At 56.7% G+C, this 14,312-nt stretch carries 16 protein-coding genes; 8 read left to right on the top strand and 8 right to left on the bottom strand.

Features of this window, described 5'->3' with window-relative positions; genetic code table 11:
* Positions 1–3: 3 nt before the first annotated feature.
* The 6 genes from nqrE to G5137_RS14955 form a co-directional block, all read right to left on the bottom strand.
* Positions 4–600, bottom strand: coding sequence for an NADH:ubiquinone reductase (Na(+)-transporting) subunit E (nqrE, locus tag G5137_RS14980; RefSeq protein ID WP_227341212.1), 597 nt, complete (start codon positions 598–600; stop codon positions 4–6).
* Between the two features lie 3 nt (positions 601–603).
* The gene (locus G5137_RS14975) at positions 604–1,236 is read right to left on the bottom strand and encodes an NADH:ubiquinone reductase (Na(+)-transporting) subunit D (RefSeq protein ID WP_033114212.1); all 633 of its coding nucleotides are present in this window, start codon (positions 1,234–1,236) and stop codon (positions 604–606) included.
* Positions 1,229–2,017 carry a Na(+)-translocating NADH-quinone reductase subunit C gene (locus G5137_RS14970; protein ID WP_005343676.1) on the bottom strand — a complete coding sequence of 263 codons (789 nt, stop codon included), beginning with the start codon at positions 2,015–2,017 and terminating at the stop codon, positions 1,229–1,231. Before G5137_RS14970 ends, G5137_RS14975 begins: the two co-directional genes overlap by 8 nt.
* Complete coding sequence (locus G5137_RS14965) at positions 2,007–3,236, bottom strand: NADH:ubiquinone reductase (Na(+)-transporting) subunit B (RefSeq protein ID WP_216951905.1); 1,230 nt, start codon at positions 3,234–3,236, stop codon at positions 2,007–2,009. The genes G5137_RS14970 and G5137_RS14965 overlap by 11 nt, the downstream gene beginning before the upstream one ends.
* Positions 3,237–3,239: 3 nt before the next feature.
* Positions 3,240–4,583: a Na(+)-translocating NADH-quinone reductase subunit A gene (locus tag G5137_RS14960; protein WP_421255613.1), complete on the bottom strand. Its 1,344-nt coding sequence runs from the start codon at positions 4,581–4,583 to the stop codon at positions 3,240–3,242.
* A 451-nt stretch (positions 4,584–5,034) separates the two neighbouring features.
* Positions 5,035–5,349 carry a BolA family protein gene (locus G5137_RS14955; RefSeq protein WP_227341207.1) on the bottom strand — a complete coding sequence of 105 codons (315 nt, stop codon included), beginning with the start codon at positions 5,347–5,349 and terminating at the stop codon, positions 5,035–5,037.
* A gap of 203 nt (positions 5,350–5,552) precedes the next feature.
* On the opposite strand from G5137_RS14955, the gene G5137_RS14950 reads away from it, so the two are divergent.
* From G5137_RS14950 to G5137_RS14930, 5 genes are all read left to right on the top strand, one after another.
* Positions 5,553–6,686 (top strand): methyltransferase, encoded by a 1,134-nt coding sequence (locus tag G5137_RS14950; RefSeq protein WP_421209759.1) that lies wholly within the window; start codon positions 5,553–5,555, stop codon positions 6,684–6,686.
* Positions 6,687–6,703: 17 nt separating this feature from the next.
* On the top strand, positions 6,704–7,288 hold the full coding sequence (locus tag G5137_RS14945; protein WP_047435490.1) for a YajG family lipoprotein: 585 nt from the start codon (positions 6,704–6,706) through the stop codon (positions 7,286–7,288).
* A gap of 2 nt (positions 7,289–7,290) precedes the next feature.
* Positions 7,291–7,866: a peptidylprolyl isomerase gene (locus G5137_RS14940; RefSeq protein ID WP_216954445.1), complete on the top strand. Its 576-nt coding sequence runs from the start codon at positions 7,291–7,293 to the stop codon at positions 7,864–7,866.
* Positions 7,867–8,040: 174 nt separating this feature from the next.
* Positions 8,041–9,420, top strand: coding sequence for an AmpG family muropeptide MFS transporter (locus tag G5137_RS14935; protein ID WP_216951902.1), 1,380 nt, complete (start codon positions 8,041–8,043; stop codon positions 9,418–9,420).
* A 156-nt stretch (positions 9,421–9,576) separates the two neighbouring features.
* Positions 9,577–10,419 (top strand): outer membrane protein OmpK, encoded by an 843-nt coding sequence (locus tag G5137_RS14930; protein WP_216951901.1) that lies wholly within the window; start codon positions 9,577–9,579, stop codon positions 10,417–10,419.
* A gap of 97 nt (positions 10,420–10,516) precedes the next feature.
* On the opposite strand, the gene G5137_RS14925 is transcribed toward G5137_RS14930, so the two are convergent.
* Positions 10,517–10,999 (bottom strand): YajQ family cyclic di-GMP-binding protein, encoded by a 483-nt coding sequence (locus G5137_RS14925; protein WP_216951900.1) that lies wholly within the window; start codon positions 10,997–10,999, stop codon positions 10,517–10,519.
* Positions 11,000–11,200: 201 nt separating this feature from the next.
* Here G5137_RS14925 and G5137_RS14920 point away from each other — a divergent pair, with 201 nt between their 5' ends.
* Together G5137_RS14920 and G5137_RS14915 are read left to right on the top strand one after the other, a co-directional pair.
* Positions 11,201–12,154 carry a ketopantoate reductase family protein gene (locus G5137_RS14920; protein WP_421255612.1) on the top strand — a complete coding sequence of 318 codons (954 nt, stop codon included), beginning with the start codon at positions 11,201–11,203 and terminating at the stop codon, positions 12,152–12,154.
* Positions 12,155–12,191: 37 nt separating this feature from the next.
* The gene (locus G5137_RS14915; RefSeq protein WP_101530803.1) at positions 12,192–12,752 is read left to right on the top strand and encodes a DJ-1 family glyoxalase III; all 561 of its coding nucleotides are present in this window, start codon (positions 12,192–12,194) and stop codon (positions 12,750–12,752) included.
* Positions 12,753–12,863: 111 nt separating this feature from the next.
* On the opposite strand, the gene G5137_RS14910 is transcribed toward G5137_RS14915, so the two are convergent.
* Entirely contained in the window at positions 12,864–13,070 is a 207-nt protein-coding gene (locus tag G5137_RS14910; RefSeq protein WP_101530802.1) for a hypothetical protein, read from the bottom strand.
* 131 nt (positions 13,071–13,201) lie between these two features.
* On the opposite strand from G5137_RS14910, the gene dinB reads away from it, so the two are divergent.
* Entirely contained in the window at positions 13,202–14,257 is a 1,056-nt protein-coding gene (gene dinB / locus G5137_RS14905; protein ID WP_421255620.1) for a DNA polymerase IV, read from the top strand.
* Positions 14,258–14,312: the final 55 nt, after the last annotated feature.

The following is a 14,312-nucleotide window of genomic DNA, read 5'->3' as shown; positions in this document are numbered from 1 at the left end:
CGATTACAGGGAGATACCAGAGAAGGACATGAAGCCCAGCGCCATCAGACCGGCGGTGATGAAGGTGATGCCCAGACCACGCAGGCCTTCCGGAACATCGGAGTACTTCATCTTCTCGCGGATACCCGCCAGCGCAACGATCGCCAGCATCCAGCCTGCCCCTGAGCCCACGCCGTAGACCACAGACTCCACGAAGGTGTAGTCACGCTGCACCATGAAGGAAACGCCACCGAAGATGGCGCAGTTCACGGTGATGAGCGGCAGGAAGATGCCCAGCGCGTTGTAGAGAGCCGGGAAGTACTTGTCCAGCGCCATCTCCAGGATCTGTACCAGCGCTGCGATCACCCCGATAAAGGTGATGAAGCTCAGGAAGCTCAGATCCAGGTCAGGGGAGAGAGCTCCGGCCTTCAGCACATAGTTGTAGATCAGGTTGTTGACCGGTACGGCGATGGTTTGCACCACGATAACGGCAATACCCAGACCCATGGAGGTCTTGACCTTCTTGGATACCGCCAGGAAGGTACACATCCCCAGGAAGAAGGAGAGTGCCAGGTTTTCGATGAAGATCGATTTAATCAACAGACTCAGATAGTGTTCCATACCTTAATCCTTCGCCTCCACCTGCTTGGGATCCTTGGTGCGCACGCCCCAGATGATCAGACCAATGATGAAGAATGCACTCGGCGGCAGCAGCAGGAGGCCGTTGGGTACATACCAGCCACCGTTGTTCACCAGCGGCAGCAGCTCGATGCCAAACCAGGTGCCGGAGCCCAGCAGTTCACGCACGGTCGCGACACTCAGCAGAATGGCGCCATAGCCCAGACCATTACCGATACCATCCAGGAAGGAGGGGAGCGGCGCGCTCTTCATGGCGTACGCTTCGGCGCGGCCCATCACGATACAGTTGGTGATGATCAGACCGACGAAGACTGACAGCTGCTTGGAGATGTCATAGGCATACGCCTTGAGCACCTGGTCAACCACGATAACCAGCGAGGCGATGATCGCCATCTGGGCAATGATCCGCACGCTGTTCGGGATCTGGTTGCGGATCAGGGAGATGAACAGGTTTGAGAAGGCGGTGACCGCCATGACCGCAAGGGTCATTACAAACGCTGTCTTCATCTGGCTGGTAACCGCCAGTGCGGAACAGACACCCAGCACCTGCAAGGCGATGGGGTTGTTGCCCAGCACTGGAGTCAACAGCAACTTTTTCATTTCGCTCTTGTCAGCCATTGTTGATTTCTCCTGCACGAACCTTGGCCAGGAAAGGACCGAAGCCCTTGGGACCCATCCAGAAGTCAAAGGTATGCTGTACACCGTTACCGGTCAGGGTGGCGCCGGAGAGACCGTCGATCTCGTGCTCGGAGCCCGCCGGAGCGTGACCCTTGATGACGCGCAGCGCCGGCATGCCATCCTGATCGAACAGCTTCTTGCCGACAAACAGCTCGCGCCAGGCCGGATTTTCGATTTCACCGCCCAGACCAGGGGTTTCACCGTGGTCATAGTAGGTGATGCCCTTGATAGTCTGGCCATCAGCGGCAACCGCGACGAAGGCATACATGGTAGACCACAGACCCTGACCGTAGATGGGCAGGATGATGTTGTCGATCTTGCCATCGGCATCCTTGGCGAAGAACACCGGAACCAGCTTGGAGATCTGGCGCAGGCCAGCTTTGTCCTCGGCAGCAGCCAGACGGATGTTTTGCGCCGGATCTTTGGCCGCCTGTTTGGTATCGAAGTTGTCGGCATCGCCGTCAACAAAGTTACCGGTGGCGAGATCCACCAGACGGGCTTCGATCTTGTCGCCATACAGCTTGGCCAGATCGCGCTTGGCTACATCGCTGATGTCCACGCCGGCTACGGAGAGAATATTGCTCTGTTTATCCAGCGCCTTGTTCTCCTCTTGGGTAGAACGCAGGCCAACGGCAGCAACGGATACCACGATGGAACAGGCCAGACAGAGGCCGGTGACCACGCTGATGGTGCCGAAGGTTGAGTCTTTATTAAACGCCACGAGCAATCCTCCGCTTGATGTTTGCCTGAGCGACGAAGTGGTCAAACAGGGGAGCAAACAGGTTTGCAAACAGAATGGCCAGCATCATGCCTTCCGGGAACGCAGGGTTGACCACGCGAACCAGCACGACCATCACGCCGATCAGGGCGCCGTACCACCACTTGCCCTTGTTGGTAAAGGCGGCGGAGACAGGGTCGGTCGCCATGAAGGCCATACCGAAGGCGAAGCCACCCAGTACCAGATGCCAGTGCCACGGCATGTTGAACATGGGGTTGGTATCGGAACCGATGACGTTGAACAGCAGGGAAGTGGCGATCATACCGACCATCACGCCGGCGATGATGCGCCAGGAGGCGATGCGCATATAGACGATCATGGCCGCACCCAGCAGGATCATCAGGGTGGAGACTTCACCGATGGAACCCGGCAGGTTGCCAAGGAAAGCGTCCATCCAGCTGATAGCCTGACCGGTGGCACCGTTGATCAGCGCCATCTGGCCGCCCTGAGCCCACTGGCTCAGCGCGGTTGCACCGGAGTAGCCATCAACGGCAACCCAGACTGCGTCACCGGAGATTTGGCCTGGGTAGGCGAAGAACAGGAAGGCACGACCTGCCAGCGCAGGGTTCAGGAAGTTTTTGCCGGTACCACCGAACACTTCCTTGGCCATTACCACACCGAAGGTGATGCCCAGCGCAGCTTGCCACAAGGGCAGCTCGGGCGGCACGATCAGGGCAAACAGGATGGAGGTCACGAAGAAGCCTTCGTTGATCTCGTGCTTGCGCACCATGGCAAACAGCACTTCCCAGAAACCACCGACAAAGAAGACGGTGATGTAGATCGGGAAGAAGTGGGTGGCGCCAATCAGCATCTTGCTGCCGATACCGGCAACAGACGGATCGAGGGAGGCACCCAGCATGGTGGCCAGGGCATATTGCCAGCTGCTGGCACCGGCTGCCGAGCCCATGTGGGCAATGGCGGCGATGGCCTGGTTGCCAACGTTGTACATGCCCCAGAACATGGCCGGGAACACGGCCAGCCACACCATGATCATCATGCGCTTCAGATCGAGCGCATCACGGACGTGGGCGGCATTGCGGGTAACGCTACCCGGGGTATAGAACAGGGTATACGCCGCTTCGAACAGGGCGTAGTACTTGGCGTACTTTCCACCCGGTTCGAAGTGATGTTCCATATTTTCAAGAAGTTGCTTGAAACTCATCGCTTAACCTTCCAGTTCAATCTTGGTCAGGCACTCACGCAAGATAGGGCCGTACTCGGTCTTGCCGGGGCAAACGAAAGTACAGAGGGCCAAATCTTCCTCATCCAGCTCCAGGCAGCCCAGTGCTTGCGCACCGTCGGTATCGCCGGAGACCATGTCCCGCAGCAGCAGGGTAGGCAGGATGTCGAGTGGCATCACCCGTTCATAGTTGCCGATAGGCACCATGGAACGGTCACTACCGTTGGTAGTGGTGGTGAAGTTGATAAGGCGACCCTTCATCAGATGAGAGAGGGTGGTGCGGGTGATGGAGAACTTGTTGGCACTGGGGTTGATCCAGCCCAGGAACTCTTTCTCGCGACCCTCGCCCAGTGCACAGACCTGATTGTGGTAACGACCCAGATAGTCGTGAACACCCTCAGCCTTGGCGCCGCTCAGCAGGGAACCGGAGATGACGCGGTTTTCATCGGCACGCAGCTCATTGTTGGTGAGTTGGCTGATGCAGGCCCCCAGACGGGTACGCAGCAGACGCGGCTTGAGCACATTCGGGCCGGCCAGCGCGATCACCTTGTCGGTGCAGATCTGACCGGTGGTGAACAGCTTGCCGAATGCGATCACATCCTGATAGTTGATGTGCCACTGCACCTTGGTGCTGCTGACCGGATCCAGGAAGTGGATATGGGTACCCGGCAGACCGGCAGGGTGCGGACCGACGAAGATCTCTTCCTTGACCTGAGCCAAAGAGGAGTGAGGCAGACTGCCTTCGCCTTTACAGACATAGACGGTGCCGTCGGTCAGGCGGGTCAATACGGCAAGACCATCGAGGAATGCTTGGGACTGCTCCTTGATGATCAGCTCTGCATTGGCGGCCAGCGGGTTGGTGTCCATCGCGGTCACGAAGATGGCGCGCGGGGCTGAGCCAACCGCAGGGACTTTGCTGAACGGGCGAGTGCGCAGTGCTATCCACTGACCTGATGCAACCAGGATCTCTTGCACCTTGCTGCGCTCGAGCTTGACCAGCTCGGAAGAGGCAAAATGCTCGAAGGTCACCTGTTCATCGGAGCCGTCGAGGTCGATGACCACAGACTGGAGCACACGTTTGGCTCCACGGTTGATCTCTGAAACTACGCCGGTGGCGGGGGCCGTGAATTTAACGCCGGGATTCTTCTTGTCTTCGAAGAGCTCCTGACCTTTGATGACGCGATCACCTACTTTGACGAACATAGTAGGTCGCATCCCCACGAACTCCTCGCCCAGTGTAGCAACACGGGTGATGGCGGGGCCATCGTAGATTACTTGCTCTGGCGCACCCAGCACGGGGATGTCCAGTCCTCTTTTGATTGTAATCATACTTAATTGCACTACCGTTACGGGAAGAGAGGTTGGTTAGCGCCGAGAAATACATCACGACGGGTGGTTGAATGAGTCGCTGTTGTGGCTGCGCCGGGTGGTCAGGCTCAGCAATTATTCAACATGCGAGGTCACTCAAAAGCGCTTGAGTCTACCACTTAAGGCCCATTTTCTGCCATGCCAAATAGGCAAAATCCCTGCGTCATCACAAAATTAACCTGCAATGAATAACCCCTGAATTCCTTGTAAGCTGTGGTTTTAAAGGTTTTTTTATTTTAATACCCCCATGGGGGTATGTTTGTGTAAGGCTGTGACTAAGCCGCCAGGGAAAACTGAATTAAATACCTATTTATGGTTGTCAGGATCAGCAGGCTGGCGGCTTTTTGTTTAATTTTTGTTTGTTTGTCACCCATAGGGTGGTGGGTCAGAGCAATGGGTGACAGCTAGCCGTTCAGGAGTGCGAGGGGTTGCCAACACAAGCTGGTGTGCGTGGTGCCTTACCCTTCTCCTGCCACTCGCTTGCCGTGTAGGTATGCAGTGCAAGTGCATGGACAGCGCCGGCCAGTTCATCGGCCAGGATGGCGTTGACCTGACGATGGCGAGAGAGAAGGCGCTGACCCGCAAACTGTTCGCTGACGATCACCACCTTGAAGTGGCTCTCAGAGCCCGGCTCCACTCGGTGCATGTGGCTCTCGTTGATCACTTCCAGCAGAGTGGGGGAGAGGGCTGCCGTCAGCTTGGCTTCAATCAGTTGTTGGATGGTCATAGGATCAGCTTCCAGAGTGAATGTCGGGCCATTCTATCGGCTGTCTAGGTGTGGAATAAGCCCCCGCAAAAGGAAAATCGCCTGCTATCCGTTCATTAGCACGCTCCGAACTGGTGAAATTCCTGCTCCTCGCTAGAATAGCGCCACTTTGCGTCGCCCCTGGCGCCTGTATCCATGAATCAAGCCGAGGTTGGACTCTTCCTATGCAAACCCTTCTCGACACTCCCCATTGCCAGCTCACGCTCTACCGCTATCCGCGCCAGAGTCAGGAGACACTGCAAGCCTGGGATGCGGCTGACGAATATCTGATCAACACTCTGGCGGAGTCCCCCCTCGAGCAGGCGGGCCACGTCATCATCATGAATGACGGTTTTGGCACGCTTGCCGCCTATCTGCATCCGCACTCCCCCTGCTGTGTCACCGACTCCTACATCAGTGAGCGGGCTACCATGGCCAATTTGGCCGAAAATGGGCTGGATACGAGCGGGATTACCTTGCAGGATGCGCTGGCACCGCTGCCCGATGCTCCTGCGCTGGTGGTGATCAAGGTCTCCAAATATCAGGCACTGCTGGAGCAGCAACTGCTGGCGCTGCGGGAGGTGGTGACACCGGCAACCCGCGTTATCGCTGCCGGCAAGGCGAAGGATATTCATACCTCCACCCTCAAGTTGTTCGAGAAGTATCTGGGGCCTACCCGTACCTCGTTGGCCTGGAAGAAGGCGCGTCTCATTCACTGCGAGCCGCAGGCAGAACGCCCCGCGCTGGCCAACCCCTTCCCGACTGTCTGGCCGTTGGAGGGGAGTGGCATGCTCATCCACAACCATGCCAACGTCTTCTCGCGCACCAGTCTCGATATCGGTGCCCGCTTTATGCTGGACAACCTGCCCATCCACAGTGCCCGCAAGGTGATCGATCTGGGCTGTGGCAACGGGGTTTTGGGTCTGTCGCTGCTCGCCAAAGATAGCGAGGTGGAGGTGACCTTTATCGATGAATCCTATATGGCGGTCGCCTCGGCACAGCTCAACGTCGAGCACAATCTGCCCGATGCACTGCCGCGTGCCCGCTTTATGGTCAATAACTGTCTCGACGGGGTGGCGGTAGGTTCGGCGGATCGGATCCTCTGCAACCCTCCTTTCCATCAGTTACAGGCGATCACCGATCATATCGCCTGGCAGATGTTCAGCGATGCGCACCGGGTGTTGCCTCAGGGGGGTGAACTCTGGATAGTAGGCAACCGTCATCTGGACTATCACAACAAACTCAAGCGCTTGTTTGCCAACGCACAAGTCGTTGCGTCGAACAGCAAATTCGTTATTTTGAAAGCCATCAAACGCTAAAGCCAAAGGAAACCATGATGAAAAAGTCACTCTTGCTGCTGGCCGCCCTGATGCTGGGCGGGTGTGCCACTCATTGGCCGGAGACAGCGCTGCTCAATCCGCAGGTGATCCCCGCCAACCAGCAATACTACTCTGGCAATCGCATCACCATGGAAGGGGTAGACAAGCGTGAGGCTGCCTACGTCTTCTCCATCAAACATAAAGAGAAAGCCCCCGTGCTGGTCAACAGCGAGCGTCCGCTCAATCTGCTGATGGCCGAACGGCTGGCTGAAGGACTGCGTAGTCAGGGTCTCGAAGTGGGCAACAGTGGCACCACCAACCTGACGCTGGTGATCTCCAACGCCGCAGTCAATGTGGAAGAGAAGACCTTTACCTATGTCACCAAGTCCCGCGTCAGTCTGCAGGTGATCGCCGATTTCCAGGGCAACCGTCTGACCAAGCAGTTCAACATGTCTTCCAGCAAGGAGAGCCCGAGCGAGCCAAGCATGGCCGATCTCGAGTCTACACTGAACCTGCAACTGGGTAGCGTGCTGCAGCAGATCATGGCCGATGAGGCGCTGCGCGGTTACCTTAAAGGTCAACCGAACGGCGCAGGTGTCTGATGATGAAAAAACTCTGGTTGCTGGCCATGTTGATCGCCCCGCTGGCGTTCGCGGGACCGAAAGTGAGAATGGAGACCAACCACGGCAATATCGTGGTGGAGCTGGCGTCCAAGCAGGCGCCCCAGACGGTGAAAAACTTTTTGCGCTACGTGGCTGATGGCAGCTATGACGGCAGCATCTTCCACCGGGTGATCCAGGATTTTGTGGTGCAGGGGGGGGGGTATAACCAGCAGTTCCAGCAACTGCCAACTTATGAGCCGGTGGTCAACGAGTCGCGTGGCGGTCTGCCCAACAAGCGTGGCTCCATCGCCATGGCTCGCACCCAGGCGGTCGACAGCGCTACTCGCCAGTTCTACTTCAATCTGGTCGACAACAATAACCTCAACGCCGGTGGCTCTGCGGGTTATACCGTGTTCGGTCAGGTGGTTCAGGGGATGGAGGTGCTGGACAAACTGGCTCAGGTACAGACCGGTTACAGCCCCATTTTGCGTGCCAACGATGTGCCGACCAGCCCTGTCATCCTGAAGAAGGTAGTGTTGCTGGCGGAAACCCCGGCGGACAAGAAAGCCGGCAAGTAACCCATCGCCGGATGCGGTATGTCACCGTGATCCCGTCGCGCCACCATGCAAGGCTCATCCCGTTCGGGATGGGCCTTTTCTCTGGCCGGGCTTCTTGTGTCTATCTCCTTACCCGCCTTGGCTATCTGCCATCAACCTGCCAAAATGACGCACTTTTCCAAAGTCGTCAGGTAGTTGAATATGATCCGCACACCGAGTTGGCGGGAATCGCTCGCTGTTTATCTCGAAGCCCGAGTACTCATTCTCTTTGCCATGGGCTTTTCATCGGGTCTGCCGCTGTTGCTGGTATTTGGCACCCTCTCATTCTGGTTGCGCGAGGCCGATGTCAGCCTGACCGATATCGGTTACATGAGCTGGGTGGCGCTGGCCTACGGCTTTAAATGGTTGTGGTCGCCGCTGGTGGATCGTATGCCATTGCCACTGCTCTCTACCCTGTTGGGGCGTCGTCGTAGCTGGATGTTCTTCTCCCAGCTATTGATCGCGGCTGCGTTGGTAGGGATGGCGTTTTGTGATCCCAAGAGCGGGTTGACTCATTTGGCCTTGTTCGCCCTGCTGGTGGCCTTTGCCTCGGCGACTCAGGATATCGTGATCGACGCCTATCGCATCGAATCCGCGCCCGAGCGACTGCAGGCTGCGATGGCGGCCTCCTACATGACTGGCTACCGGTTGGCGATGATCATCGCCGGTGCCGGCGCATTGGCGCTGGCAGCCTGGTTTGGCAGCAACAGCGGCTATGACTATCGTGGCTGGCAGATCACCTATCTGGTGATGGCCGGTCTGATGTCACTCGGGGTGATTACCACGCTGTTCTGCCATGAACCTGATATCGATCTGGCCGGTCAGGGCAGACAACAGGCAGAGCGCAAGGCACTGCTGCAGGAAAAGGGGTGGCCCGCCCCCTTGGCAAGTGCCGGAGCCTGGGGTTATGAGGCGGTCTGGAGTCCGTTTGCCGACTTCTTTCGCCGTTATGGTCGCTCGGCGCTGCTTATCCTGTTGCTTATCGCCTGTTACCGGATTGCGGATGTGGTGATGGGGGTGATGTCCAACAGCTTCTATGTGGATATGCAGTTCAGCAAGACCGAAGTCGCCACTATCACCAAGGTGTTTGGCGTTATCATGACGCTGGTGGGGGCGGCACTGGGGGGCGTGCTGGTGATGCGCTTTGGCACGCTGCGGATCCTGTTTCTCGGGGCGCTGCTCACCGCCAGCACCAATCTGCTGTTTGCCCTGCTCCATCAGGTTGGTCACAACCTGGAGCTGCTGACCCTGATCATTTCGCTCGATAACCTCAGCGCCGGCATCGCCACCGCAGCTTTTGTGACCTATCTCTCCAGCCTGACCAATGTGGCGTTTTCAGCGACGCAATACGCCCTGTTCAGCTCGGTGATGTTGCTGCTGCCCAAGTTGTTGGCCGGTTTTTCGGGGCAGGTGGTGGAGCAGATTGGCTACAGCGCCTTCTTTGTCGGCACCAGTTTGTTGGGCTTGCCCGTGTTGTTGTTGATTGTGCTGGTCGCCCGTAAAGGGGGTGAGTTGTTCTCAGTTGCTGACAAATAGCAAGCGTTTGCGTAGAATCGGGGGTGATTAGATTCACACTTCCGGATAAAGTTCCCGAGAAGTTGTTTCACCCCCAATTTTATTTGATTAGAATTCCTCTCGCTCCTTGTGGGCAGGCTACGGAAAACCTCAACTAACGCACAAGAGACCAATAAAATGGCCAAATTTACCAAGACTCTGATCGCTACCGGTCTGCTGGCTGCTGCCGCAACTCCAGCCTTTGCTGCTGACTACAGCGGTGATATCCACAAGAATGACTACAAGTGGATGCAGTTCAACGTCATGCACACCATCGACCAGCGCCCTTTCACTACCGGTGAAGAGGACTACAACGATACCTATTTTGAGATGGAGTTCGGTGGTCGCTCCGGCCTGTTTGACCTGTACGGTTACGTCGACGTATTCGATATTTTCGACTCCCGTCACAGCAATAAACACCATGGTCAGAACCTGTTCATGAAGTTTGCACCGCGTATGTCTCTGGATGCGCTGACAGGTAAAGATCTCTCCTTTGGTCCTGTGCAAGAGCTTTACATTGCCAACCTGAACAACGTTGGTGACAAGCAGATGGAAAACCAGCTGGGTCTGGGTGCCGATGTGATGGTTCCCTGGTTTGGCAAGGTTGGCATGAACCTGTATGCACGTCACGCCACCGAGAACCAGTTCTTCACCGAAGAAGAAGGTGAGTGGAACGGTTATCAGTTCTCCATGAACTGGTTCAAGCCTTTCTATACCTTCGGCAATGGCAGCTTTGTCTCCTACCAGGGTTATCTGGATTATCAATTCGGCCTGGATACCCATGACCGTGCTGACCGTACCAGCGACAACCTGGCCACCTTCCACGGTATCTACTGGCACTCCGATCGCTACGCGGTTGGTTATGGCCTGAAGTATTTCATGGATGCCTACGGTACCAAAGATGGCTCCAAAGCCTACGACGGTACCCCGTGGAAGAGCACCGGCTTCAGCCACTACTTCTCTGTTACCTACAAGTTCTAATAAAACTTGGGGAACAAAAAACCGGAGCATTTGCTCCGGTTTTTTTATGCTCGGACGATTAAAGAAGAGGAGAAGGGAGAGCCCTTCTCTCCCATCATCAGTCGCGGAAATTCTGAAACTGCATCGGTTGGCCCAGGTCGGCGCCACGGACCAGTGCCATGGTCTCTTGCAGATCGTCACGCTTCTTGCCGGTGACACGTACTTCATCACCCTGGATGGCGACCTGTACCTTGATCTTGGAGTCCTTGATCAGCTTGACCAGCTTCTTGGCGATCTCTTTCTCGATCCCCTGTTTGAACTTGACGGTCAGGTGGAAGCGTTTGCCGGAGTGAACGGAGTCACCCACTTCCATGGAGCTGTTTTCGATGTTGCGCTTGAGCAGGGCACCGCGCAGGATTTCGACCATCTGCTTGAGCTGGAAATCGGCATCGGCTTCCAGCTTTACCTCTTCTTTGTTCAACTCGAAGCTGGCTTCTACCCCACGAAAATCGAAACGGGTGGCCAGTTCACGATTGGCGTTGTCGACTGCGTTCAACACCTCGTTCATTTTGACTTCAGAGACAATATCGAATGACGGCATAGCCGAAGCTCCTCATGTTGCGTTATCGGGGGCCAAATCTACCAGAAATACGGCAAATTTGCTGATTTTGATGGGAGTGCTCTGCTAGAATCCCCTGCGCACAGGAAGGTTGGACCCGTTAGTGTCCGTTCGCGCTATTTTTCATTTATTCCCGGTAACAGGTTGAGAGGATTGCAACCCTTACCCTGACAGAGTCACATCATGCCAAGCGGATTAAAAAATTCCCGACAACCCGTTATGCCACCTGTAGCGCCCAAGTGGACACTGCTCGGGTGCGGAGCTCTCGGCGGCGTTTTTGCCTCCCTGTTGACCATCAGTGGTCAATCCACTCGAGTCTTGTTGCGTGAGCATCATCAATCTACCCTGCACCCCGGATTTGACTTTACTTCGCTGGAGGGGCAGGTACAGCTGCTCAATATCGAACGTGCATTTGCCAGCCAGCCGGGAAAAATCCAGCGTCTGTTGGTGATGACCAAGGCCAGTCAGGTGGTTGGCGCCCTAGCTCCACTGGCTGGCAATCTGGATGCTGGCGTGCCGATCGTACTGCTGCACAACGGGATGGGGATTGCCGAGAAGGTGGTCCAGATGTTCCCGCATAACCCGGTGATTGCCGGGGTGACCAGCCATGGTGCCATGAAAGCGGGCCATTTCGTGTTTCGTCATACCGGCAAGGGGGAAACCTGGTTGGGGCCATTTAACGAGGCGGCCAAGGCTCATGCATCACTGGCAGATGAGTTGGCGCAGGCATTGGGTCAGGCGGGTTGGGATGAGCAGATAGTGGCACGCCAGTGGCAAAAGCTGGCCATCAACTGTGCCATCAATCTCCTGACGGCCCTCTACAAGCTGAAAAATGGCGAGCTGGCTGGCCCCCGTTTTGCCGATGCCCTGCAGCAGATCTGCGTGGAGGTGGCGGATGTGATGTGCGCCGAAGGAGTTGCAACAACGGCAGAGGAGTTGCTGCGTCGGGTGATGACAGTGGTGGAACTGACCGCTGACAATTACTCCTCCATGCATCAGGATATGGAGCTGGGACGCGAGACCGAGATTGAGGCCATCACCGGCTTCCTGCTGGCCAAGGCTGCCCGGCATGGCATTGCCGTACCGGTCAATCAGGGTCTCTATCAGGCGATTAAAGAGAAGAGTCAGGCCGTCTGATCTTTTACATGGCAGAGCAAGCTGCAAGGAGGCGAACGTGAGTGTACTGGTGCTGGTGGCCCCCGGGTCGGAAGAGATAGAGACGGTCGCGATTGTCGATACCCTGGTGCGCGCCAGCATCGAGGTGGTGCTGGCCTCTTGTTGCCCGCATGGTGAGCGTCAGATCAAGGCATCTCGTGGGGTGCAGCTGGTGGCTGATTGTCATATCGACGAGCTGACCCGTCGGGACTTTGAAGCCATCGTGGTACCCGGTGGTTTGCCCGGCAGCGAAGTGATCCGCGATACCCCGCTGGCCATCGAACGGCTCAAAGAGCAGGCCGCTCTTGGTCGCTGGCGCGCAGCCATCTGCGCCGCCCCTGTGGTGGTGTTGCAACATCACGCTCTGCTGGATGGTGCCATCGTCACCTGTCATCCCGGCTTTCAGTCCCGACTACCGACATCGCAACTGTCACATGAGCGGGTCGTCAGGGATGAGGCTCATCGCCTTATCACCAGCCAGGGGCCGGGCAGTGCCATCGAGTTTGCGCTTGAACTGGTTCGGGTGCTGCGTGGGGATGATGTGGCTACCGCCGTGGCTGGCCCTATGGTGCTGCCTTGAGCGCACTCTGTTGCTGAATCAAACTAGCCATGCTTTGAAAACCGGGCCCCGGTCATCTTGATCGGGGCCCGCTTGTTGTCTGCCGTTGTTGGCCACATCATATTGCCAAGCTTAGTAGTCGTATTGTGAACACTGTTTCTTGCTGTATTCCTCACGCCAGCGTGCCAGCTCTTCCTGAGTGCCCAGCGTGTCTCCTTTCTTGATGGCCTGTTCCAGTATCTCAATCCGGTCGTACAACCAGCGGCACTCCGCCGTCGGGTTGTTCTTGCCGATGCCGGTCAGCGGCAGCAAACAGAGTCCCAGCCAAAGATATTTCATCCCGAACGCTCCTTGTCATTGTGGTGGTGAGGGTCTCTTTAGAGTCTACCATTTTAGCCGTAACGAGAGAGATAGAGCTGTGGTTATCCTTGGGGTAAGATGATGCCATGTCTGTTTATTTATACAGTGGTATGCGCAAGATCATCCATATCGACATGGACTGCTTTTTTGCCGCGGTGGAGATGCGGGATAACCCCGCATTGCGGGAAGTTCCGCTTGCCATCGGTGGGTCCTCCGAGCTGCGCGGTGTCATCTCGACCTGCAACTATGTGGCGCGCCGGTTCGGGGTGCGCTCCGCCATGCCGAGCGCGCTGGCGAAAAAACTCTGCCCACCGCTGGTACTGATCCCGGGGCGAATGGTGGTGTACAAGGATATCTCCCGTCAGCTCAGGGCCATTTTCCTGCGCTATACCGATCAGGTTGAACCGCTGTCGCTGGATGAGGCTTACCTCGATGTGACCCATAGTCGCTGTTGTGGTGGCAGCGCCACCCTGATGGCGCAAGATATCCGGCAAGCCATCGTCACCGAACTGGGATTGACCGCTTCGGCCGGGGTCGCCCCCAACAAGTTTCTCGCCAAGCTCGCCTCGGAGCAGCGCAAGCCTGATGGTCTGTTTGTCATTCGTCCCGACGAAGTGGCCGAATTTGTCTGTCAGCTGCCACTCGGCAAACTGCCCGGGGTGGGGCGCAAGACTGCCGAGCGGCTGGAGGCTCAGGGGCTCTACACCTGTGAGGATGCGCGGGCTTTGTCGGCACAAGAGCTGTGCAGCCGTTTTGGCAAGCTGGGGGAGATGCTGACGACCCGGATCTGGGGGCTGGATGAACAGCCGGTGCAGGCGCACCGGATCCGCAAAACCATCGGGGTGGAGACCACCCTGGCAAGCGATCTCTGTGACGAAGAGGCCTGTCTGAAGGTATTGCAGCAACTGCTGCCTGAGCTGGAACGGCGATTTCAGCTGGCGTGTCCTGCCGAGCAGGTGATGGGGCAGGGGATCAAGCTCAAGTTTGCCGACTTCCACCAGACCACCGTCTATCGCAGTCAGGGTGGCTATCAGCCAGCCTTGTTCGTTCCCCTGCTCAAAGAGGGGCTACAGCGGGCGCAAGGGCGTTCGGTTCGCCTGCTTGGATTGGTGGTGGGTTTGCCAAAAGAGGGTGAAGTTAATCAACTCTCGCTGGATTTGCTGTGAGAGAGTTAAGTTTTTGTTTATAAAGTCGATAATCTATCCATATCTGTATGACGTA

The sequence above is a fragment of the Aeromonas sp. 600282 genome, from assembly GCF_049175755.1.
GTDB classification, from domain to species: Bacteria; Pseudomonadota; Gammaproteobacteria; order Enterobacterales; family Aeromonadaceae; genus Aeromonas; species Aeromonas veronii_A.
This window is presented reverse-complemented; position numbering and strand designations above follow the sequence as displayed.